Source organism: Moritella marina ATCC 15381 (assembly GCF_008931805.1).
GTDB lineage: Bacteria > Pseudomonadota > Gammaproteobacteria > Enterobacterales > Moritellaceae > Moritella > Moritella marina.
The window spans coordinates 4,446,673-4,470,197 of sequence record NZ_CP044399.1; the positions used below are offsets into that span (position 1 = coordinate 4,446,673).

Annotated in this window: 23 protein-coding genes, 1 tRNA gene and 1 pseudogene; 13 read left to right on the top strand and 12 right to left on the bottom strand. The window is 39.3% G+C overall.

The annotated features are described in order from the left end of the window. Positions 1–41 precede the first annotated feature (41 nt). Together lptF and lptG are read left to right on the top strand one after the other, a co-directional pair. Positions 42–1,160: an LPS export ABC transporter permease LptF gene (gene lptF / locus FR932_RS20050; protein WP_019442206.1), complete on the top strand. Its 1,119-nt coding sequence runs from the start codon at positions 42–44 to the stop codon at positions 1,158–1,160. After that, positions 1,153–2,220, top strand: a complete 1,068-nt coding sequence (lptG, locus tag FR932_RS20055; RefSeq protein WP_019442207.1) for an LPS export ABC transporter permease LptG — start codon at positions 1,153–1,155, stop codon at positions 2,218–2,220. The genes lptF and lptG overlap by 8 nt, the downstream gene beginning before the upstream one ends. A gap of 174 nt (positions 2,221–2,394) precedes the next feature. Here lptG and FR932_RS20060 read toward each other — a convergent pair whose 3' ends face one another. Beyond that, the gene (locus FR932_RS20060; protein ID WP_019442208.1) at positions 2,395–2,952 is read right to left on the bottom strand and encodes an RDD family protein; all 558 of its coding nucleotides are present in this window, start codon (positions 2,950–2,952) and stop codon (positions 2,395–2,397) included. Between the two features lie 428 nt (positions 2,953–3,380). On the opposite strand from FR932_RS20060, the gene FR932_RS20065 reads away from it, so the two are divergent. The 3 genes from FR932_RS20065 to FR932_RS20075 all read left to right on the top strand — a co-directional run bounded on the left by FR932_RS20065 (position 3,381) and on the right by FR932_RS20075 (position 6,873). Then, positions 3,381–4,967, top strand: a complete 1,587-nt coding sequence (locus tag FR932_RS20065; RefSeq protein WP_019442209.1) for an AbgT family transporter — start codon at positions 3,381–3,383, stop codon at positions 4,965–4,967. 193 nt (positions 4,968–5,160) lie between these two features. Then, positions 5,161–5,245, top strand: a tRNA-Leu gene (locus FR932_RS20070). Between the two features lie 671 nt (positions 5,246–5,916). Continuing rightward, complete coding sequence (locus FR932_RS20075) at positions 5,917–6,873, top strand: helix-turn-helix domain-containing protein (protein ID WP_240532453.1); 957 nt, start codon at positions 5,917–5,919, stop codon at positions 6,871–6,873. Between the two features lie 71 nt (positions 6,874–6,944). Here FR932_RS20075 and FR932_RS20080 read toward each other — a convergent pair whose 3' ends face one another. Continuing rightward, on the bottom strand, positions 6,945–7,961 hold the full coding sequence (locus FR932_RS20080) for an alpha/beta hydrolase family protein (protein ID WP_019443282.1): 1,017 nt from the start codon (positions 7,959–7,961) through the stop codon (positions 6,945–6,947). Positions 7,962–8,189: 228 nt separating this feature from the next. Here FR932_RS20080 and FR932_RS20085 point away from each other — a divergent pair, with 228 nt between their 5' ends. Beyond that, a complete protein-coding gene (locus FR932_RS20085) occupies positions 8,190–8,471 on the top strand; it encodes an Arm DNA-binding domain-containing protein (RefSeq protein ID WP_019443283.1) in 282 nt (93 codons plus the stop codon). A gap of 343 nt (positions 8,472–8,814) precedes the next feature. Then, complete coding sequence (locus FR932_RS20090) at positions 8,815–9,234, top strand: heat-shock protein (protein ID WP_240532454.1); 420 nt, start codon at positions 8,815–8,817, stop codon at positions 9,232–9,234. Positions 9,235–9,632: 398 nt separating this feature from the next. Here FR932_RS20090 and FR932_RS20095 read toward each other — a convergent pair. Then, positions 9,633–9,771, bottom strand: a pseudogene (locus tag FR932_RS20095) (IS3 family transposase); the annotation flags it as partial. 512 nt (positions 9,772–10,283) lie between these two features. On the opposite strand from FR932_RS20095, the gene FR932_RS20100 reads away from it, so the two are divergent. Together FR932_RS20100 and FR932_RS20105 are read left to right on the top strand one after the other, a co-directional pair. Beyond that, positions 10,284–10,859, top strand: a complete 576-nt coding sequence (locus FR932_RS20100; RefSeq protein ID WP_019441345.1) for a hypothetical protein — start codon at positions 10,284–10,286, stop codon at positions 10,857–10,859. Between the two features lie 41 nt (positions 10,860–10,900). Then, on the top strand, positions 10,901–11,248 hold the full coding sequence (locus FR932_RS20105; RefSeq protein ID WP_019441346.1) for a hypothetical protein: 348 nt from the start codon (positions 10,901–10,903) through the stop codon (positions 11,246–11,248). A gap of 498 nt (positions 11,249–11,746) precedes the next feature. Here the strand turns inward: FR932_RS20105 and FR932_RS20115 are convergent, their stop codons facing one another. From FR932_RS20115 to FR932_RS20140, 6 genes are all read right to left on the bottom strand, one after another. Continuing rightward, a complete protein-coding gene (locus FR932_RS20115) occupies positions 11,747–12,445 on the bottom strand; it encodes a GNA1162 family protein (protein ID WP_019441348.1) in 699 nt (232 codons plus the stop codon). A 4-nt stretch (positions 12,446–12,449) separates the two neighbouring features. Next, positions 12,450–12,806 carry a DUF4810 domain-containing protein gene (locus FR932_RS20120; protein WP_019441349.1) on the bottom strand — a complete coding sequence of 119 codons (357 nt, stop codon included), beginning with the start codon at positions 12,804–12,806 and terminating at the stop codon, positions 12,450–12,452. A gap of 14 nt (positions 12,807–12,820) precedes the next feature. Continuing rightward, the gene (locus FR932_RS20125) at positions 12,821–13,123 is read right to left on the bottom strand and encodes a hypothetical protein (RefSeq protein WP_019441350.1); all 303 of its coding nucleotides are present in this window, start codon (positions 13,121–13,123) and stop codon (positions 12,821–12,823) included. A 3-nt stretch (positions 13,124–13,126) separates the two neighbouring features. Then, positions 13,127–14,098 carry a CsgG/HfaB family protein gene (locus tag FR932_RS20130; RefSeq protein WP_019441351.1) on the bottom strand — a complete coding sequence of 324 codons (972 nt, stop codon included), beginning with the start codon at positions 14,096–14,098 and terminating at the stop codon, positions 13,127–13,129. Between the two features lie 364 nt (positions 14,099–14,462). Further along, positions 14,463–15,056, bottom strand: coding sequence for an alpha-ketoglutarate-dependent dioxygenase AlkB family protein (locus FR932_RS20135; protein WP_019628965.1), 594 nt, complete (start codon positions 15,054–15,056; stop codon positions 14,463–14,465). Positions 15,057–15,204: 148 nt separating this feature from the next. Further along, positions 15,205–15,972, bottom strand: a complete 768-nt coding sequence (locus FR932_RS20140; RefSeq protein WP_019441353.1) for an SDR family NAD(P)-dependent oxidoreductase — start codon at positions 15,970–15,972, stop codon at positions 15,205–15,207. A 102-nt stretch (positions 15,973–16,074) separates the two neighbouring features. Here FR932_RS20140 and FR932_RS20145 point away from each other — a divergent pair, with 102 nt between their 5' ends. Then, entirely contained in the window at positions 16,075–16,425 is a 351-nt protein-coding gene (locus FR932_RS20145) for a winged helix-turn-helix transcriptional regulator (protein ID WP_019441354.1), read from the top strand. Between the two features lie 127 nt (positions 16,426–16,552). Here FR932_RS20145 and FR932_RS20150 read toward each other — a convergent pair whose 3' ends face one another. Continuing rightward, the gene (locus tag FR932_RS20150; protein WP_019441355.1) at positions 16,553–17,122 is read right to left on the bottom strand and encodes a porin family protein; all 570 of its coding nucleotides are present in this window, start codon (positions 17,120–17,122) and stop codon (positions 16,553–16,555) included. 338 nt (positions 17,123–17,460) lie between these two features. Between FR932_RS20150 and FR932_RS20155 the strand changes: the two genes are divergently transcribed. Beyond that, positions 17,461–19,080 carry a trypsin-like serine protease gene (locus FR932_RS20155; protein WP_019441356.1) on the top strand — a complete coding sequence of 540 codons (1,620 nt, stop codon included), beginning with the start codon at positions 17,461–17,463 and terminating at the stop codon, positions 19,078–19,080. A 101-nt stretch (positions 19,081–19,181) separates the two neighbouring features. Here the strand turns inward: FR932_RS20155 and FR932_RS20160 are convergent, their stop codons facing one another. Both FR932_RS20160 and FR932_RS20165 read right to left on the bottom strand, forming a co-directional pair. Next, positions 19,182–20,795 (bottom strand): phosphoethanolamine transferase, encoded by a 1,614-nt coding sequence (locus tag FR932_RS20160; RefSeq protein WP_026032133.1) that lies wholly within the window; start codon positions 20,793–20,795, stop codon positions 19,182–19,184. A gap of 2 nt (positions 20,796–20,797) precedes the next feature. Continuing rightward, positions 20,798–21,187, bottom strand: a complete 390-nt coding sequence (locus FR932_RS20165) for a diacylglycerol kinase (RefSeq protein ID WP_019441358.1) — start codon at positions 21,185–21,187, stop codon at positions 20,798–20,800. A gap of 290 nt (positions 21,188–21,477) precedes the next feature. Between FR932_RS20165 and FR932_RS20170 the strand changes: the two genes are divergently transcribed. Both FR932_RS20170 and FR932_RS20175 read left to right on the top strand, forming a co-directional pair. Next, entirely contained in the window at positions 21,478–22,650 is a 1,173-nt protein-coding gene (locus FR932_RS20170; RefSeq protein WP_019441359.1) for a putative periplasmic lipoprotein, read from the top strand. 5 nt (positions 22,651–22,655) lie between these two features. Beyond that, positions 22,656–23,468: a TauD/TfdA dioxygenase family protein gene (locus tag FR932_RS20175; RefSeq protein WP_019441360.1), complete on the top strand. Its 813-nt coding sequence runs from the start codon at positions 22,656–22,658 to the stop codon at positions 23,466–23,468. The last annotated feature ends 57 nt before the right edge of the window (positions 23,469–23,525 follow it).

Sequence of the window (23,525 nt, forward strand, 5' to 3'; positions counted from 1 at the left end):
GCTGCATTTCATACAAAACATTAGTCTAATATAGGTTTTAAGTGATAATTTTCCGATATTTATTTGCTGAAACAGTGAAATCACAAGTCGCTGTATTATTCATCTTATCACTTATCTTTGTGAGTCAGCAGTTTGTTGCATTGCTCTCGAAGGTAATGACAGGTGCTTTGCCTGCTAATTTAGTGATGGAGATGTTGCTGTATACTATGCCTGCATTGGGCACATTAATTTTACCGGTGAGTTTGTTCATTGGTATTTTATTTGCGCATGGGCGATTGTATGCCGAAAGTGAGATGGTGATCTTAACGGCTTGTGGTTATACCCCAAGTCGAATATTAATGTCGTCGTTATTATTGTCTTCTGTGACGATTGGCCTGGTGGCGTTTAATGCATTTGTTTATGCACCGACTGCCGAAGAAGGTCGGGTACAATTATTAGAAAACGTCGATGCCGATGCCGGTCTAGCGACATTGAAACAAGGCCGTTTTGAGTCACTTGATGGTGGCCGTGCTGTTGTGTACGTTGAATCCTATGACAGTGATAAAGCGTTGCGTAAAATATTTATTGCGAAATCACCATCACAAGAAGGTGAGCGTCCTTCGGTGGTGCTTGCTGATAAAGGCAATGTTGAATCGGGAGAGCAGGGGTCACAGTGGCTGAAGTTGAGCCAAGGACTACGTTATGAAGGGGAGTTATCTCAGCCGGATTTCCGTATTGTTGATTTCAGTGCTTATCGGGTATTAATTCAAGAACAAGATGTGAGTGAACGTGGCCGTAAAACCAAAGCCCTGCCAACATCTGAATTATGGAATTCAACTGAATTTGAGCACAAGGTTGAACTGCAATGGCGTATTGCCCAAGTCGTTGCGATCCCGCTACTAACATTATTAGTGGTGCCATTAGCGATGGTGAATCCGCGTCAAGGCCGTTATGCAAAACTGTTCCCTGCGTTATTGATGTTTTTAACTTACTTTATGTTATTAAGTGCAGCCCGTTCTGCCATTTTAGATGAGTCATTGCCATTATCGTTCGGTTTTTGGATTGTCCATCTTGGGGTCTTAACTTTAGCGATTTGGTTTAATTTAGCCAATTTTTCTTGGTATCATCATGCGGTACATAAGTTGAAACTACGTTTTACTCGAGGTCAAAACAGTGATTAAAATTTTAGACATCTATATTGGTAAAGCAATTTTATTTGCCACTATGATCTGTTTGTTTACCTTAACGGGTTTATCTGCGGTAATTAAATACGTGGAGCAGCTGCGTGCGGTTGGTCGTGGTTCATACGGTTTACTTGAAGCCTTTATGTATGTGATGCTGAAAATGCCACGCGAGATCACCATTTTCTTTCCAATGGCAGCGTTATTAGGCGCACTAATTGGCTTAGGTGCGATGGCGAGTTCGTCTGAATTAGTGGTGATTCAAGCTGCGGGTCAATCACGTTTTAAAATTGTGCTGTCGGCAATGAAAACTGCAATCCCTATGATGATTGTCGTGATGTTGATGGGCGAATATGTCGCCCCTTATACAGAGCAAAAAGCGGCTGAATTACGTGGTGAATCGATTTCTGGCCAATCAATTATTCGTGCTCAAAAAGGGGTGTGGGCAAAGGATAAAGAAAACTTTATTAATATCGGTGCAGTGAATAACGGTAGTGAATTACATAATGTGACGATTTATGAATTTGCCAATAATCAGCGATTAGTTAAAACAACGCAGGCTGGTAAAGCTGTATATGCTAAAGATCATTGGGAGCTTACAAGTATTCGCATTACTCACTTTGAAGCGGATCGTATTTCTGTGACTGATGAGCCTTCATTACGTTGGGATTCAACGCTGACACCTGAGAAATTAGATGTGGTGACCATTGATCCGGAAGATTTATCTATCTCAGGGTTGTATTCTTATATCACTTATTTAGACAGTAATAAGCAGGATGCTGACACGTATGAATTAGCCTTCTGGCGTAAAATATTCCAACCTATATCGATTGGTGTAATGGTATTGCTGGCGTTATCGTTTGTATTTGGACCGCTGCGAACCGTTACCATGGGGGCTCGAATCTTAATGGGCGTAGTCGCTGGTTTTACTTTCTATCTTGCTAGTGAAACTTTTGGACCGATTAGTTTGGTGTATTCGTTGCCGCCGTTTCTTGGTGCCGTCGTCCCCAGTGCTATCTTTACCTTGATTGCGATTGTGCAGTTAAGAAAACATGGCTAGCGTGAATATGTCATGATACTGAAAATTGAAAATTGAAAATTGATAATTTTTAGATACGAATGTAAAAATGGCAACCAATTGGTTGCCATTTTTGTTTCTGTTACTGGTGCTGTCTACTTGCTTTGTTTAGTGGAAACTTGTATTTAAGTTTGTTGTTAAGCAGGGGGAGACAGATTATTTTTTCTGCTTCAGTTTATCTGCATAGCGTAGCAGTGAACCGTTTTGTTCTTTGCTTAAGCGTAATACATTACAGTTTGACCAGTGATCTTGAAAAGCACGGTTTTTCATATCAAACGGAACTTGTAAGTTACCGAGTCCACAGGCTGATGTTGCTAAACGAATCGCCGCTTGCGTTAGGCTAATTGCACTGCCATCGGCATTTTGTACGCGTAGACGCCAAGCGCGCATACCTACAGTTTGACCGCCATGGGTCCAGAACCATAAGTAAAACCCTGCGACAGAACCCCATACTAAGATTGCAAACCAAATCTGGTTGCCAGCATAGGCGGCGCTATCAACATAACGACCTGCAATATCGACGACACCCGTTGCAATAAGTGCTTCGGCAATACCAAGACCAATAGCGCTCGAAAGTGCCGCGATACCGGTGACAATTAAGGCGTCATAAACGAGTGCGCCGATACGAGGGCCAAAAGTGGCAATTGATGCGGTTTCACCTACCTCTGCTGCAGGAGTTTGCTTTAGTTTTTTAAGTTTGTTTTTCTTCGCCATTATGAATCCAGCCATGTCTTCAGGGTTATCTCGAAAGTGGAAACAGTGTAGCAAAAAAAGCTAACCTTGGTAGTGCTAAATAGTCTGCTGGAGGGTTACATTCTAAAGAGTGGATTTCTATTTAACAGGGAATATGAACGTTAGTAATAACCACGTATGGGGACAAGTTATGACATTAAACCTCATGGGTGTGGGTGTTTCGTTGGTTTTTTGAGTGTAAATTAGTGTAAGTGAACGATTTATGGGTAACTTGGCAGTGAAGTGCTCTGTTTGTTTTGTGTTCGACGAGTGTTTAGAAACATGATTGATCACACAATTTGTAATTTTTTTTAACAATCCATATACTTTTTTTGTTCGTTTGTCAGTATCCTCCGTCCGAAATTTAAACATTATCATTAAATCAGGATAACATTAACAAGGAGTGTCAGATGAGCTCATCTGCTTCAATTAAAAATAACTCACTAAAGAAGCCGTTATTTACGCGTTTCTTAGATGGTGTTGAATACTTAGGTAATCTACTACCTCACCCAATCACGCTTTTTGCAATTCTCTGTGTTGCTATTCTCGTCTCTTCTGGTATCGCTGGTTACTTTGAGGTGTCTGTTATGGATCCTCGACCAGAAGGCGCTAAAGGCCGCGCTGCGGATGGCATGATCCACGTAGTGAGTCTGTTTAATGCAGAAGGCTTACAGCTTATTGTTACCAATCTAGTGAAGAACTTTGTTGGTTTTGCGCCATTAGGTACTGTGCTTGTTGCTATGCTTGGTGTTGCAATTGCTGAATACTCAGGTCTATTGTCTGCCGCTATGCGTGGTTTAGTGATGGGCGCATCTAAGCGCATGGTAACTGTAACTGTCGTGTTTGCAGGTATTATTTCTAATACTGCATCTGAGCTTGGTTACGTAGTGCTTATCCCACTTGCTGCTATGCTATTCCACTCTTTGGGTCGTCACCCATTGGCTGGTCTTGCTGCTGCATTCGCTGGTGTATCTGGTGGTTATTCTGCAAACCTATTGATTGGTACTGTTGATCCATTGCTGTCAGGTATTACCGAAACAGCGGCGCAAATGATTGACCCATCTTACACCGTTGGTCCTGAAGCAAACTGGTACTTCATGTTTGTTTCTACTTTCTTCATTGCTATCACGGGTGCATTCGTAACCGAAAAAATCGTTGAGCCTAAATTAGGTAAATACAATGATGAAGAAGCGTCAGAAGATCTGTCAAATGATAAAATGGGTAAACTGACTAGTGTTGAGAAGAAAGGTCTTAAATTAGCTGGTATTGCTGTGCTGGCTGTATCTGCGCTACTAGCTTGGACTATTGTGCCTGTAGATGGTGTGTTACGTTCAGATGCTGGTACGATTTCTGGTTCACCATTCCTGAAGAGTATTGTTGCCTTTATTTTTGTATTCTTTGCTATTCCTGGTTTTGTTTACGGTAAAGTGACCGGTTCAATGAAAACTGACCGTGATGTGATTGATGCAATGTCTAAGTCTATGTCTTCTATGGGCATGTACATCGTACTGGTATTCTTCGCCGCACAGTTTGTTGCTTTCTTTAAATGGACTAACTTCGGTCAAGTATTCGCTGTAGGTGGCGCCACTTTCCTACAAGATATCGGCTTAACAGGTCCAATGCTGTTCTTTGCATTCATTTTAATGTGTGGTTTCATTAACCTGATGATTGGTTCTGCATCTGCTCAGTGGGCAGTAACAGCACCTATCTTTATCCCAATGTTAATGCTGGTAGGTTATGCACCTGAAACGATCCAAGCGGCATACCGTATTGGTGATTCTGCAACGAACATCATCACACCGATGATGAGCTACTTTGGTCTTATCCTTGCTGTTGCAACACGTTATATGAAGAACTTAGGTATCGGTACGCTGATCGCGACTATGCTACCTTACTCAATCTGCTTCATGGTTGGTTGGAGCGTTCTATTCTACCTTTGGGTATTTGTATTCGGTCTACCAGTTGGTCCTGGTGCGGCTACGTTCTATACGCCTTAAGCTTTATGACTTTAATCATCTAGCTTAGGTGGAAAAGCCGAGGTATTAAGTGACCCGTAACAGTTGGATAACCGATTGTTGCGGGTCTTTTTTTACGCGTTTCATACCGTTTGCTTTAATTTTGAGCAGTTGTTTTGGTGATATTGAGAAACGCCTTGCTTGGCATCGTTTGCTATGTATAATACTGAGCTATGCCCGAGTGGTGAAATCGGTAGACGCGGTGGATTCAAAATCCTCTTCCGAAAGGAGTGACGGTTCAAGTCCGTCCTCGGGCACCATATTTAAGTAATAGAGCCTCAACGAAAGTTGGGGCTTTGTTGTATCTGGTACTATCAAAAGCTTACGCTAACTTTCCTTACGTTATATCCTCAAAAATATTCAGCAATAAACTCTCGTTATTACCCTTAGAAAACTTACCCCTGTCCATATCCGGTACTTTCGCATGCAGAATCTGTACGCAAGGGGATCTCACTCGATCCAAGGGTGTCCTGTACTTTGAAGATTGTTAGTTTTGCTGGTGGTTGTTAGTAGCAGTATTAGCATGGCAACAAGTTAACTGGGATTCCGGTACTTTACGGTCCTAGTCCTGTCCAGGTCTTTTTTTCGGTAGATATATGATGTTTGTAGTGTGGTTCAAGATTGTTTTTGTGAGGCCTTACGGAGACTAATTAAATATACATATAACCTACTTTAAATAATTATCCGTATTTTGTTAATTTTAACTTACTATGCATAATGTTATATTTTATAACTGCTAGCAGGGTGGTAGCTTAACGATAAGCTATCACTGCTTATACGATTGCTAAAAGCATAATCTTATCGCAGACCTTAATATCATAATGGAATCTTAATGCTTGCCATACCACTACCTTTTGTCATGTCACTGCTACTTGTGATTATCGCCATACTTCTATTCACCAAATTGCCCATTGAGGGAAAAATACCTTCTTTGTTCATTATTTTGTGTGCAGTAAGTACGCTAGTTGTTGGACTACGCTGGACGTCTGATGTGGCAATATTCAGGTTTCTACAACCGATTTTCGCGTCGTTTTTGCCAGTTACGGCTTGGTATATTTTTGCTAAAGCACACTACAGAGGACGTATTTCGTTACTGCACTTGTTAGGACCTATTGTCATCACTGTATGTTCATTTTGGTTCCAATTCTGGATTGACGCGATAGATGTCATTTTAACTATGCTCTATTTGGGCTATGGTGCTTTACTCATTCGGTACTCATTCTCGATACCGGAAGATGTTCGGCTTTGTGATGCTGAACGTGTGGTCCTTGCGGAGCGTATTGCAGGTATTATGTTACTTGTGTCTGCTTGCATTGATGGCGTGCTGTCGCTTGATTTTATTGTTTATGGGGGAGAGCATGCGCTATACATCTTATCGCTTAGTTATCTTCTTCTTATTCCAACGGTGGTTGTTGGCGTCATCATTGTTGGTTTCAGTACATTTAGAGCAGAGCCTGAGACATTATCAGATTCACAACCAAATTATTCGACAGATGGTCGTATTGATTCGCCCCTGAAAAGTGTTCGACTGTCAGAGCTGGATGCTAAGAACATTGTGCACAAAATTGATGCTCTGATGCAGGAACAAGAAGCGTTCCGCGATCCAAATTTAACCTTGGGTCGTTTATCGCGAAAAATAGGTACTCCTGCACGGCAAGTTTCAATGGCCGTTAATCAAGTTTGCGCGATGAATATCTCTAAAGTGCTCAATGAGTACCGTATCACATATGCCAAAAAGCTACTTATTAGTAGTGAAGACAGTATAACTGATATCTATCTTAGTTCTGGTTTTCAAACAAAGTCGAACTTTAACCGTGAATTTGTGCGTATCACAGGGAAAACACCGAGCGTATATAGGTATGATACAGCAGTGATTTTAGTAAAGTAATGATATTAAATTTATACAGGGTACTATCCAGAGTGACGATAGTACCCTATATATTACATGCGGTTAATTTGTTATGAATGAGTTATGAAGCCCAAAATATCCTTAAAGATCTGATTATGTAGTTCTTGTCTTTTTATACCTACGCCGTCCTTACACACAATTCCATCACCTGGTGTTTCCTCTTCGATGAGAGCTATTGCATTAGGTTTACATAATTGCACGAAGCTGAAATGCATTGCCTGTTCATACACCTTATAGCGGCGGTTAAATAATGGTAGATGTTCGGCCAAATAACCGGATTCCATTGTTTGGGGCAAATCCCCTATATCGATCCCTGCACCTAAGATCAGTACAGGCGTGTTCACCTTACTCATACTTTCTATAGAGAAGCTTCGTGCTAAACCTAGATCTAAAATTACTGATTTTTTGATTCTAGGATCATAGAAGTTAAAAGATTTAGGCTCTCCAGGCTGTGGTGAAGTTAGTCCAAGCTCGTTTCCTAGGCCACAGGTTCTAGGGTTGGGATACAGCCGACACTGCTTTTGAAACGTGTTGCGATCAAGTTGTGCGCCGACTAACTGCATGACGCTCCAGCCTCCCATCGAGTGACCGATAGCAGATACGCTTTCCGTATCAACTACGGTGCGCCAAGCTGTATCTTCCAGTAAGTGATCTAATACGCGCACCAAATCGTGAGGACGTTGCCACCACCGGGATGCTTGCAATGCAGAATGGTCAAACGTTGTTGTGCCGGGATGGTTGGGAGCTGCCACCACAAAACCTTTTATTGCCAATTCATTGGCTAGCCAGTTTAGATTTCGCCAGCTGCCGCGATACCCATGCGATAGCAATACAAGGGGGTGCTTTTTTGGGGGGAACGAGGCATCTTTGATTACTTTCGTACCTACAAAAGCAATATTTTCGGCTACTGATATTGATGCTGAATTTTGTAAGGTGGGGTACCAGATAGTTACATCTAACGGACGACTTACATTATCACTTAACTGGAACTGCTGAAACCCAACAGAGCTGGCAGAGGCTACCTTAATAATACATAGAAATATAATAAGTACGACGGATAATTTCACTTGAATAATTCCTGATTTAGACTGAAAGAGGCATTAGTATGTCAATGATCATGATTACAAACGCCCTAGAACAGGATTTAGGACGACCTAAAACAGGTTTTAGTACTTTACTGATTATTATTTAGAAAGAAGTTTAACGGTAAACTTAATTGGAGACTCGTTAGCATTAGATGGAATGTTTAAGTGATGATATGAAGCATTTTTATAATCAATGTTTGATTGCTTTCTGTGTATATCGATCATGATTGTGTGGAGTGGGTTAAAGGGTTGTATTCCAACCCAAGTAATTCATCATCAACAGAACTTGAAGTCTCCGATACCGAAATCATCGGCTTAAAAAATTTATCCGGTAAGACAGGTAATAAGCGCTTTCTATTACGTTATAAATTCAATACCCGTAAATGTAGTATCACGATCGGCCGATTCCCTGATATCGATATCAATCAAGCTCGTAAGGTCGTGCGTAAGTATAAAGGTATGATCGCTGATGGTATTGAGCCGAAAGTCTAAGCTGCTTCAAAGATCTTTAGTTGTCATTCGGGGATATTCTAGTATAATTAATTTATTGATGTAGCAGACATGTTTTTGACATGACATCACACAACCTCTTAGAGGTCGAGGCAATGCCCGGTAATGGTGTTCTGAATCCAAGATTATTTCTTGGCGAAGGCTCCCTAGATGGAGCCTTTGTTATTTCTGGCGTAAGGAAAATATCAGTAAGTGGCAAATAAAAGACTCTTTAACCTGGCTGACCATGAAGTTCAGCAATGGAAAAGTTTTTATATTGACGAAACTGAATTTGATTTTAGCCACTTAAATGCTTGCAAGCATACCTTTCAACATCCCGAACGTAATGAAAGCTACACGCTGTTTTTTTACTTTTTCACATCATGTGTTTACACGCGGTCTTAAGGAAGAAGAAAACTTAGATCTTCTCTCTATATATCCTTATCCATCAGACCAAAGAGCTTTTGATGTAACTCGTTTTGAGTTATCTAAACATTTACCTCAGATCGTAGAATTATTACCTGAAAAATTTTGTTACCACGGCGGCTATAGTCGTTATTGTAGCTGTAAAATTACTCAAGACGATGGTACGGAGATCGTTTATCAAGTTGTTTATCGTGTCTGGAAAGAACGAGGTAAAATGAGGTTCCATATAGAAAGTGCATACCCATTGCAAGAAAGGTTAGGCCGAGTCAAAAAAGTAAACTTTTGGGTGATTTGCTATAATTTACTTCAAGGAAAAAAGCTTCCTCAGCCAGCTAAGTAATCTGGCTGCGCTACTCCTGTGCAAATCAGTAGCTAACTAAATCCAACACAATCCCAAATTATGGACAAGAATACCCAACAAGATCCTAGTATTTATCACTACTGCAAAGGCGTCTCAAGGAATTCAAAATCCTCTTCCGAAAGGAGTGACGGTTCAAGTCCGTCCTCGGGCACCATATTTAAGTAATAGAGCCTCAACGAAAGTTGGGGCTTTGTTGTATCTGGCACAATGCTATTTATTTCCAAAACAAGTTACCCTCGTTTTCCTTAATTTATATCTTCAAAAGTACTCTCTAATAAACTCAAATTATTACCCTTAGATAATTTACTCTTGTCCATATCCGGTATTTTCGTATGCAGAATCTGTGCGGAAGGGGATCTAACTAGATCCAACACTGTCCTGTCCATTGGAGTATTATCCCAACAATTGCCACGTCGACTCATGCTTTTTTATCCGATCACGCCACAGCTTTTGACGGAACTGCCTGCTTGTATAATGGCAACCTTGATCTGAATGGAACATTACACCTTTGGGCTTAAATTATTCTCGTTTACTTTTTCTAATTGATATGACGTGAGGACGCCTTTAATTTGATTGATGTACCTGGTTTAGCGCACGGGGGCGGACAGGTAAAGGCAAAAAAAACCGCTTAATAGTTTCGGGGCTATTAAGCGGCTAACACACAAACTTACAGGAAAATCTCATGAACAATAAACATACACTAACCATTGCGGAATTACATAGAATCGCGCCATTATTAACAATTTATTAATTTACCCGTTTAATCAAACTTTTCGAGGTTTAATGCTGATAATGCGCAACAACAATTAATACATGTACTACCTAACCCTGTCCATTCAGCACATAACTTACCAGTTCTTCTTGAAACAGAAAATCCTTCTATATCAATTGGTTTTTTAATTAATATTTACTTAATAAGCACTCGCTACTTTAGAGGATATGTTAGCGTCATAAATAATATAGTTATATAGCACACGCCATCACTCAGTTGGTTTGCGCTATTTCGCGTAAATAATCGGGGGCTGTTCATGAATGGTGGTCAATGTATTAAATATTTTATTCCAATAGGGCTGGTGGCAAGGAAAGCTGTTACTGAATCATTAGCTTGTTGGAAACATGGGTTTGCAGAACAAATCACAGACCTTTCGTTGGTAGATGATGATGCGTTTAATGTAGTCATTAATGGATATGATTACGATAGTGAAGAATCGTTGAAAACAGTTATTGATGCTTACTTAAAAGTGAGGTGTGGAGCATCTTATTTTGATGTCGATGGAGCGGATATTTCTTGCTGGTTAGACAAAAATTCAAAATTTAAAGCTATAGAGTTAAATCTAAATATGGACGATGTTGAATACAATACTTCATTGATTCGTTTTTCTATCGAGCAATTTATCACAAAGTTAAAGCCGAAATATAAAATTAGTGGTTTGATTCTTACATTACAGGGGGGGAGTGTTTCGCTTGATGAATTAGAAGCATATATGACAATACCTCGAAACGCTTTAGATGATGGTATTACATTTATTACGAATACATGTTTTTTTGAGAGTGCTGAAGAGCAGATTATGACTCTTTATTTTGCGATTAAGTATGACTTTTAGCGGTTTGTATAATATTTTATTTAGTTAATTTTGGAGTGTTCATGATTGAAAATGAGTATGTTGAGCTGTTAGATAACCTGGTTAATTCTAAACTGACAAATCGTAAGAAAGAGTTATGTTGTTTTTCCGCACAGGAAGGCAAGGACTACGATAATAACTTAATGTTTGTAGGTCGAGCGGTAAATGACTGGGGGAATGTTTTTGACTTAGATAGTATCGATGCAAATAAGTTTGTGAATGATATGTTTAAAACGATATCAGACGATGATCGTTGCCCATTAAAATGGGTTGAATCTTCTTGGGGGGATTCTAATGATTACAATACAAAGAAGTCTGCTTTTTGGCGGGTAATTAGGAATATATCTTTAGAGTTAAGCGACCCAATCTAAATGACAGTTGGGCTTCAAAATTAATCTGGTCAAATTTATATAAAATCGCACCTAGTGGTGGTGGAAACCCTAGTAACAGTTTGTGTGATGCTCAATTCCTAGCATGTAATCAAATACTAAAAGCAGAGATACTAAGGCTGAAGCCTAAACATATAGTTTTTTTAACTGGATTAAATTGGTTCGATGGATTTTTAGCTGATTTAATTAATATATCTGAAGATCACAAGTCAAACTTAGTTGAAGCGACAGGTATGTTGAGAATCAATGAGATGAGTATCAAAGTTGTAATTGCAAAGCACCCTCAATGTAAACCAGAGGCAAAATTTGTCAATGACGTGACCATGGCATTGAAATCTTTTTAAGGGGGTTATGAATTTTTAACTCTCTTCCGAAAGGAGTGATGGTTCAAGTTCGCCCTCGGATACTATATTTAAAAGATTGATGATAAAAGATATCTCAAAAATTGAATATTGAGATATCTTAAGTATGAAATTAAAACTACTGAGCTACAGTTACACTTTGCTGTATGAGTTTTACTTGCTGATCTTTTAAATGCTGAGGGTGGTATGGACCTACAGGTACAGAGTAAATAAAACGACCATTTGCTTGTTTCGCATATTTTGTATAATCAGCTGCGGCTGTATTGATCGCGGTAACAATGGCGCTTGCAATTAACCCCGCTAGACCGCCTCCGCTATTCCCACCTGTTAAGTCAACAACAACGGTTCCTGTATATTGCCATAATGTTTCAGATGTTTTCGTTGATTTAATTTCCGCATCAATTGATACAGTCAATGAAGAGGCAACAACTGCATATGACGTATCCCATTTTTGGATCTTAGTAAACAAAACTGCATCAGCGCCAAAATATTCTTGGAATTTTCCCAGGGGCATATCATAAACTAATTCCGCATCATAAATACCTTGCTGTTTTAACACCTCAGCTGTCAATTGATATGGAAAAACATAGAAACCTTGAAAAGCCATCGGCATCTCTATTGTTGTCGCATAGTAATCTTTGGCATCTGCTGCTGTACTCAGGTTCATTGGCGGCATAATCAATAATGACTTCGGTTTTTCTGTGTACATACCTGGAAACTCGTCAGCTTTAGTTACATATGTTGGTGTAACGCAACCACTTAAAAACGTTACGCTTATAAGTGTTACTAACATAAATTTTAATAATCGGTTTGGCATTTTACTATCCTTGTACTTCTACTTTCTTGATTAAATTATCCATGAATCTTCCAGATTCAGGGTATGCTGTTTTTTCTTCTTTAAAAAAGAACACTGCTTTCTCGGTATTATTAGCTTGCAAGTAAATATATCCAAGGTTAGCGAATACACCTGGTGGGACTCTTAACTTATCTGATTTAGAGTCTGCGATAATCTCTTCAAGTGTGCTTTTCCATTCCATTGATGTGTCAGCGTTTGTTTCTTTCTTCATCGCATAAAAACTTTCAGAGTAATCACCGTAGTTATACATCGAGCTTTTTTTGGTTGCACAGCCTGTGGCTAAGATTGTGAATAACATAATCATAGGTACTTTAAACTTCATTTTTTATCTTCCTTTTAGTGTACTTTTGGGACAAAAAATTCTTTTTCATGTCCATCTCCGAGTAATACATTCCGATTAACTAATATTTTTTCTTCATGTTTAATGATTACTTGGTGTTTACCTGGTATTACTTGATATTGATTTTTTATACCTGTTTTATTAATTTTGAATGGGGCTAAATCATCAATGTAAACCATCGCACCTTTTGCTTCGCCAGTGAAATAAAGGTATGCGACAGGCTCTGATGTAGATGTCCCTGAGTTGTATCCACATGCAGTAACAAATGTGATAAATAACAATATAATTATATTTTTCATTACTTAGCCCTTTTTAATTTCTTGAATGTAAAGATTTGCGTAATCCTGGGATTCAATATACGTATCAATGTTGCCTTGTACTAAGCTACACATTGAAACCTCTGATTCAGCTGTATCGCCAAATGAACTGATAACTTGAATGACACCTAACTGTTTACCAGGTAAAGTAATGTACATACCTGTTTGTGGATTTTTAACTTTGCTACCTTGTTTCATAATTGAAAATTCAGTACCGGGGGTAATATTCTGTGATTTCCCACCAGATATAATTAGGTTATTATCTTCACTTGCTAAAACATAAGAGCGCCAAGGTTTATCAAGCATGTTTTCAATAACATTTGAAGCTAAATCGGTAATAGCAACATTTAGCACTTTGTCATTTAAAGAGCTGTCGTATCCCGCTTTATTACCGACACCAAACACTGAACCAGCTTCAGAATAAGCAACACCTTTACCACTTTCAGAATGGATAATTTGTCCTGTTGTTACATCAATCAAACGGATTTGAACTGTCGCGTTAGCTTCTTGTTTTTTTACTCTCGAAAAAATACCCACATCGCTAACTTCTTTACGACCAAATTCTGTAATTGAACCTACAATAATAAAATCAGCTGCATTTTTTAGCGTGGAATTACCGCCCATCGTTAATTCTTTCTGTATTTGATCTAGGTCTGCACGTTCTAACATGATGAACTTATCAGTTTCGAATAACTTTGCTGATAAAATATCCATTGCTTGTTTACCAATGCGATTATTATCCTCATCGATAAAAAAACCTTGTCCATATGTAGTTTCATTTGTGAAACGACCAATGGCCACTTTTCTTTTAAGGGATTTTGAATCTTGGGTGTTGTTACTGAGTGTTTTACTCACAGATTGAGTTTGTATATCTGTTTGTACAACTGATTTTTTTTCGACTGTGGCACAACCTGAAAATAAAGCAGCAACCAGACAAATTGGTAATACTCTTTTCATATCATCTCCGTAATGATTTTTATTTGTATGTAGGACAGGGGTTGATCATATCATTGTAATTTAATGTAAAGAAGTTGAGTACCCATTTAGGGATGGTAATTCTGTGAATTGGTTATATGCGGCTGTTATAGAAGGTAAATGTCACTAAAGATGCCATTCTGTGCTAGGTAATACTGAGTAGAACCAACGGTAATCCCGAATAATGTACTGAATATTCGAGTATTTATGACTATTAGGCTAGCGTTTCGGAAGGGATTCAAAAAGGAAGGGGCAAGTTAGCTTTCGGATACGCTAGTTAAATGACAAATCCATAAAAGTCGGTTTGTTGTTTTTGACCATTGACCATTGGTCATGGCTATAAAACTCAAATAATACGCCGAAACGTTAAATTAATACGAGATGTATCAACTTTAAGTCGCTTGGGTAAGGCGTGATGCCAATGCTGTTGGCAATAGCGCATGAGTAGTAAATCACCCTGTTCGAGTTCAACTGATACTTGCTCTTTTGTGGTTTTATGGCGAAATTTAAAACTGCGTGTAGCGCCAACACTCACGGAGGCGATACAACTCTGATCCATGTTATTTTCATCATCACTATGCCAACCAACATAATCACTACCATCACGGTATAAATTACATAACACAGCATTGAACTGTTCACCATGTACCGCTGTTATTTTATCAGCTAGCTGCAACAGTGATGTTGGCCAATCTAAAATTGGATGGGTCATGTTGTTATAACTGTGCTGCTTATTGGTATACAGACACACTAATCGTTTTGGTACGACCCATTGATCGTACATAAAAAGTTGCTGTTCTTGCCATTGAATACTGGAGTTAAGTTCAGCTAAATCTAGATCAGTAAAAAAATTGGGATACAGCCAAGCTTCGCCATCATAGGGTAAGAGCTGTTGTTGTGGTTCTCGAGAAAATAATTCTAGATTCATTGATGACGTCATCGCTAATACTTAAAGATAATAGACTTTAGGTATATTAGCGAAATTATGACGGGGTAACAACATACTGAAACCCCTTCATGAGAACTTAAGTGTTGCTGTTAAAATACTGAACATAACCCAGCATTTACAGTCAACCAACTCTTTATTATTAATTTCGACCCGCGAGTACACCACCGTCTACATCCCAAATAGCACCTGTTACCCAACTAGATTGATCGGAAAGTAAGAAGCAAATACTGTTCGCTATGTCTTCCGGTGTACCGACCCGACCGATAGGGTGGAAATCGTTAAAGCTGGCTAATGTTGATGCCATTTCTGCTGGGCTGATGAAAGTTTCATATATTGGTGTTTTGACCACCGCAGGCGATACCGCGTTTACTCTAATATTGTGCTCTGCCAGTTCCATCGCCATGTTTTTCGTTAAAGCATGTAGACCTGCTTTCGCCATTGAATAAGCTGAAGAAGGGGTGGCTTTAATCGCTTGTTTTCCCCACATCGAACCAATGTTAACCACATTACCACCACCATTGTTGATCATGCGTTTTGTTACGGCTTGCGTGAGCAAAAAGGTCGCTTTATTTAATTCATGATACAGGTCGTAGTCTTGTTCTGTATGTTCGACAAAAGGCTTAGGATTAAAATAGCCAGCGGAGTTAACAAGATAGCTAATATTATGTTCTTGCACGGCAATATCAGTAATAAATTTAGCCACACTGTCTTTGTCATATAAATTTAATTGAATACCAGAAGCATCACCAATTTCATTTAACTGGGCAACGGCGTTATCTAATTTTTTTTGATTATTACCAATAATAACTACGGGTACTTTGTTTGCTACAAGCTGTTTTGCTGTTTCAAAGCCCATGCCACTTGAGCCACCAATGATGAGTGCAATTCCTGATTGTGTAAATGTCATTTTCTTTCTCCTAAGTTTTGGTATGTGGTAATCTTAGATGTTAATTAACTCATTAAATAGTAAGTACTTATTGGTAACCTAGGTACTTATCGGTACATCTTTATGAATAACAAAGAAAAAATATTTGTAAGAAAAGCAGCACCCGAAAATAGCGCAAGAATGGTTGAAAGTATTTATGGCTGTAAATGGTCGTTGACTGTCTATCAGTTACTGGCTAATGACGTGAATAGACCCGGTGAGATGGTGCGGAATGTTGCAGGGCTGACGACTAAAGTGCTCAATCAGTGTTTAAAACGTAATGTTGAATTTGGTATTTTAGATAAAACGGTTTATAACGAATTACCGCCTCGAGTGGAGTATCACGTGACCGCGTTTGGTGAAAAGTTTCTTGGTATTTTGGCGCAATTAGAAGCATTGCAGGATGAAATTGATGGTGCGCATACGCATATCTAGGTTGTAAGAATTACGATTAGTATGGGAGTTGTATATAGATTAGATGGAAGTCGCTTGGAAGGATTTTTCTTTTTGATTAGATAATGGAACTCATGCAACATGAGTCCCATTCTATGCATTTACAATATTAGAATTTGTAAGATGCAGCTACATATACAGAACCAATAAGTACATTTATATCTGAAGCAGTGCCTGCATCAATAGCAAAAGCATCAGCTTCATAACCAGCACGTAAACTTACGCCTGATAATGCTGCTGGAGTATATTCTAGACCTGCACCAAAACGAACTGCTGTAGTCGTTTCATCATAACCTGGTGTTTTAATATTTTCATTGAGGTCGAGTGAAGATAGACCAATCACACCAAATGGGCGTAAACCATTTTCAAATGTGTAACCAAGATTTGCCGCTAAAGATATTGCTTTAGGTTCCGCGTAATCTTGAGAAGAAGGGTCTATTTTACCATACGAAGTATATTGTGCTTCAATTGCGACGATGCGATTGAATTGATAACCACCAATGAATTTCAGTGTTGAACCATCCGTTGAAGGTGATACTGAATGTGAATCTTGTTCTAGCTCTGCATCAGTAGAACCTACACCAGCACCAAGGTAAAAACCAGAAACATCTTGGTTTGCTTGAACATTTGTCGCTAATAGAAGCGCGGCTAAAGTACTTAATGTCGTAATCGATTTCATGAGATACCTGCTGGTTATATGATTATATATAATATTTTATGGACGGGGATTATAGATAAGACCAAATCTTAAGCAAGTTAACCGAGCTAGAGTTTTGTCATGTTTTGTAAGGGTTTGTATAGATGTACTGACTGGTTAATTCATACTGTTTTAATTAATGTTAGAGATATCTGCTTAGTCAATATGTGGCTTTTTTCTTTTTTATTAATGGCTTGAATAATAATATATAAACATACTTATACTCACTGCTGGTTGTAGTGATAATTATTCTCATTTGTGATTGGTGAAATATATTACACATCAAATCAATCGAAAACCGTTTGGCCAAGGATTAGGTTATGCATTTTAAGAGAATACTTTCATTTTTGTTTTTAGTACCACTCTCACTGAGTCAACTTCATGCGTCTGAAGAGGTGAGTCAAAGGATCATTAACGGCACAAAAAGTGATAGCGATAGCTGGCCATTTATGGTCGCGTTAGTGTCTAAAAATCGAGATATAAATAGTGGTCAATTTTGTGGTGCTAGCTTTATAGGCGAGCGCTATATATTAACTGCAGCGCATTGTGTGGCAGGTAAGAAAGGACAAGATTTAGATGCTGTTGTTGGTATTTCTGATTTAGTGCAAGCAGATGCTGGGCAGCACAGGTATAGCGTTAAAGAAGTTTACGTGCATGAAGGTTATGCAGGTGTTTCTACTGGTAACGATATTGCGATTTTAGAACTTGAAAATGATGTCAATTATACCGCTGTTACTTTGGCGGATCAGTATTTACGTAACAACCTCTCTGCAGGTGAACCATTAACGGTAATGGGTTGGGGCGATCAAGCTCAGGGCCGAGATGACTACCTTTTTAAAAGTGAACTATATCAAGTCACAGTCCCTCTGGTTGAGCAAAGTTTGTGCCCTGATATTATTCGCAATGAAGATAATGCATTTTGTGCGGGTTTTGTGAGTGGTGGTTATGATTCTTGCCAAGGTGACAGTGGTGGGCCGATCGTCGTTGCAAGTGCTGGTGGTTTTGACCAATTAGGGATCGTTAGTTGGGGCGAGGGTTGTGCTGAAGCGGGGAATTATGGTGTTTATGCGAATGTTAGCCATTTCACTGATTGGATAGCGGGCAAGACACAAGGGTTGAGCTTCCATCAATTAGAGCATGTTGGTGCCAAGACTGCTGGGCTATATACACATTCATTTTCTATCAGTAATACCACTGGGCAAACGATCCATACATCGGGTGCGGCGGTGACTGGATCTAGTGGCGTGATTACTGCGAACAGTTGCGCAGAGCTTCGAGCTAATGAAAGTTGCGTTATAACGGTTCGCTATACGGTAAGTACATTCGATTTTGAGAAAGTAGCAGTCAGTCTCCTTACTGATCATCCACAAATCAGTCATGTGGCTGTTGCCTTATCCTATGTTGGCAGTGAAGTTGCTTCGGGAAGTGTCAGTAACGCTGTGAGGATCGTTAATACCAACGTCTATTCATCGTCAAATTCATGGATTGGCAATAGTAATACATTAAAAAGCCCAGTATTAAATGACAATGAATTTGCACAAGTGATCATTACTGGTTTATCTGTTGGCAGTTTATCTTTCGACATGAATGTATCAACAGAAGAAAATTACGATTACTTGAATGTATATGTAAATGGTAGTTTTGATAGTCGATTCAGTGGTATAGAATCGAAATCAGTGGGCGTTAATTTACCACGAAATAGTAATACGGTGGTATTTGAATATAAGAAAGACAGATTTACTACTGGTGGACATGATCGCGTGATCATCAGTAATTTAACCCACTCAGTTGATGGCCAATCTGTGATTCCTGATGGCCAACCTGTGATTCCTGATGGTAATGCTGTTGAAAGAAGCTCAAGCGGTAGTGGTGGGGCGATTAATTGGTTCTATTTAGTTGCGCTAGGTTTGTTAACCTGGGTAAGAAGACGCTTTATTTAACTTTATAGCGACATTTCTATAATGTGAAAAGTCTATTATGTGAAAGACTCTCCGATAATAGGATAACCAATTATCGGAGAGTCTGTTATAAACTCAATCTCCTACAAACGACAACTCGCGATAATATCCAAACGCGGATTAATCACTTCACTCTTTACGCCATACAAGCCCAATAAAGTATGGAATAGATTGTCGTGGGAGAAACTGCCTTGTTTGGCTTTCTTTATTAAACAGCTTCTATCAATATCTTTTGCATCAAGGTATTGCTGCGGTAGCCACATGAATAAAGGTACGTGAGTTTGTTCTTCAGGGGCAAATGCGTAAGGTGTACCGTGTAGATATAGCCCCTTTTCACCTAATGATTCACCGTGATCGGACATATACATCAACGCCACGTTGTAATCTTTGGCATAATCCTGCAATTTTTTAATCGTTTCAGCAATCACATAATCGGTATAAGCAATGGTATTGTCGTAAACGTTAACGATTTCTTCGTCGGTGCAATTTTCAATATCACTTTTATTACATGCAGGGGTGAACAATGCTTGTTTATGTGGATAACGCTTAAAATATGTCGGCCCGTGACTACCAATTAAATGCATAGCAATTAATTTATTGCCTTGCATATTGGCTACTTCATCATCAAATGTTTTCAGCATGACTTCGTCATAACAGCTCTCACCATCACAAAGGTCGGTCTTTTGGTGTATATCGACATTGATCAGCCTAACGCCTTTCGCCACCGATTTATCGCCGCCATCATCGTCTTTCCAAAGTACGTCGACATTGGCATGTGTTAATACATCTAGTACATCGTCTTGGCTGTTTGCTCTGCTTTTGTTGTAGTCGCTGTGGTTTAAATTCGAGAACATGCAAGGTAATGAATGCGCAGTTGCTGTGCCACAAGACGTTACATTTTGGAAAGAAATGATGCTCATATCTTGTGTGTAAGGATTGGTATTACGTGTATAACCGTTATAGCCAATGTTCATTGAACGTGCTGTTTCACCGACAATCAGTACCATTAAAGTTGGCTTGTTATTTTTCGCAGGAGATAACACGGCATCTTCACCTTGGCGCTTATAAGTTAATTTTTCAGTAAATACTTCGTTTTTTAGATATTTGAAGGTGTTAAATATATGCGCAGGTACGATCATTTTGTTGAGATAAGCATTGTTACGACCGACAGAAGCATAATCCTTATAAAAGCATACTGTAATCAACAGGCCTATTAAAATTGCGACGACGACTAAGACGAGCCTTTTTAAAATACGTGTAAGTAATGGCTCTTGAGTATTAAATCGCACGAAGGCAATTAATAGCGCAGGTACAATACCCGCAACAAAAAGATACAGCATGGAGCTAAAATTGATATAAGAGCTCACTTCACCGGAATTGGTTTCAATTACATTCTCAATCATACTGTAGTCAAATAATACCCCGTACTTTAAGGTCGCATAACAAGCGGCAGCGGAGGACATGACTACGAGCATAAAGAATGGTTTGGCAAAATAAGGCAACGCAAATAACGAAAAAATAACCACGAAGGCGCAGGTCAATAATAGTGGTGCGGAATAGACAAATAAGCCGAGATTGCTATCGGCGGTTATCGCCATTAAACGAGAGATAATCGGGATGTTGAGTACAAAGCCAAAATATAATGAATATAGCAAGATAAATTTAGTCATACTGATATTAATACGTAACATTCTCATCGTTATTGCCCCACAATTACAAACCAGATGAACGCACTTAAGCACAAACTAACAAACACCGCAGCTGAGCCAATATCTTTCGCTCGACCACTTAATTCATGGTGTTCAGTACCGATACGATCGACAACGGCTTCTATGGCTGAGTTAATAAGCTCGACAATAATGACCAGCACTAATGAGGCGACCAGTAGTATTTTTTCGACATTAGTGATGTCTAAGGTCAGCGCGATTGGCGCGAAAATAATGAGCAGTAATAGCTCTTGTCTGATGGCTGATTCGTGTTTAAAGGCAGCGCGTAGGCCTTTAAATGAATATTGTGTGGCTTTAATAACACGGGTTAATCCAGTGAACCCTGGTTTTCCGCTGCTATCAGTTGCATTGCTTTGAATCATTCGTTCTCGCCCCTACATTTATATTAATCGCTAGCATAATTACTACTTAAATTAAGACCGCATGATCGTGGAATATATCGTTAGAAACTGTAAGCGTGTGTAAGCGGAAGGTAGGTAGCGTTTATATCATGTATTTATATAAGCGATATTTAGTTCAAGAGGATCCCCCTTAGGTGGGGGATCGTCATTATAAATGTGTTATTAGCGCGGATTTCATGTTTTTGTATTGTGACCTTGCTTTGTGTTAGGTAATATTCCTATTTTTATACTGTAAAGATGGGATGAACAACATGAAGAAAACCCTGTGTGCAGCAATGCTTATATCGGCTGCAGGATTATCAGGTTGTGCGTCGACTGAATCAACGCAAAGTGACGTTGATAATAGCAATGGTGCTGAAGTCATGGATGAAGCGGCACTGGCAATACAAAAAGTAAAAGCCTTAGCCGAGCATGTTGAACAGCAATATGAAGCCGGTAAGAATGAAGATTACGTGTTTTTTGCACCGGATAGTTGGAAAAAAATTAATTCTGCTGTGCGTTCAATGCGCACCTTGGTTGCGAAGTTTGATCCTAACGATCAAGGTTTTTTTGGTGGACCATCAGAAAGTAAAGTAACCGATAAAATTGAAGAAGCGCAAGAAGCGTTAGATAGTGCTGTACGTATCAAAACATTAGTATCGGTATTTTTAACGCAGCAACTTGCAGATATTAATTATTTATCTCCTCTTGTTCATGGCCAATGGCAGAATGAATTAAACGATATTCATGAAAGTACGGCTGATTTAATTGAAGACATTGAAGATGATGAATCAACTGAGGGCTATGAGAAAAGTAGCGCTAAGATCCAAGCGCGTTTATTACAGCTTGAAATTAGAATTGTAAAAAGCAACTTTTATACGCCACTGATTCAGAAAATGAAAAAACTGGATAAAAAATTGATCCCGGAAACATATGCACAGATCCAGCAACGTATTGTGCAATTAAAAGATGCAATTGAGCTTGCGCCGCGTGATCAAGCTATTCTTGATGTCATCATTGCGCACGTTGAAGATGATTTACGTCGTGCAAATAATGTGACGACGGAAGTTAATTGGATCAACAGCATAGATAGTTCGGAAAGTGAAAAAATTGCCTTACGTTATCGTGACGCGATTGCAACAGTAGCATTTGATTTGTTTGCAAAAGATATTTCGAGCTTAACTTATATCGAACAAATCGCGTATTTTGATAATGCCCTGCGTCATAAATTAAACCAACAAAAAGTGCTTAATGATGAACAGGCTGAACTTATTATTAGCCTGACAGAGAAAGTGAAAGGTGCATTGATTGAAACTGATGGCTTAGTTGATGGTTTGAGTGATGGCGTAACTGATAAATTAGTTGAACAGCAAATTGTGACGGACTTAAATCGTATAGCCACAGATGCGAATGTTGAAACACTGACGTCATCTCTTGAAGAGTAATTGGCATGCACATTGAGCTGCTTACTCCGCATATAGGCGCCTTGATCCACGATGTGGATCTGGTCAATTGTGATGACACGACATTTGCAGCCGTTTATAAAGCTTGGTTTACCCATCAGGTGATTTTTTTCCGTGACCAAGAATTTTCACCGCAGCAACATTTAACCATTGCGGCGCGTTTTGGTGAATTAGAACCGACACATCCTTTTTTCCCGCATGTAGAGCAAGCGCCACAAGTCAGTATTATTGAAACGGTTAAAGGCAAACCACCGTTAGAAAGTTTTTGGCATACGGATTTAACTTGGCGTCAGCAACCTTCTATTGCCTCGGTGCTGCATGCCCAACATGTGCCTCAATGTGGCGGTGATACCATATGGTGCTCGATGACGGCAGTATTTAACGCATTACCAGAACAAGATAAAATACTATTACGTCAGTTATCTGCGATGCATGCCTTGTTTGCTTTTGATGGTATTGAAAGTAGCGAGATCACGGAAGATTGGCAGAAAGATGTCATCGCGGTATCAGCAAAAAACCCACCGGTATCGCACCCTGTTATCACGCGCCATCCCGACACCGGTGAAGAGATCTTATTTATTAACGAGCAATTCACCCGTTATATTATTGGTATGAATCGGGAGGACAGTAATGCGTTACTCGCCAAGCTGTTTGCTATGGCTAGACTACCCGAGTATCAAGTGCGTTTTAAGTGGCAGACCAATTCATTAGCTATTTGGGATAACCGCAGTACCCAACATTATGCAGTCATTGATTATGCCGATAGTCCACGTAAATTACACCGCGTGACAGTTGTTTAATTTACTCCATGTAGTGTAATAAATACGGTGTAAATCAGTCGGGCAAACCCAAGCTGA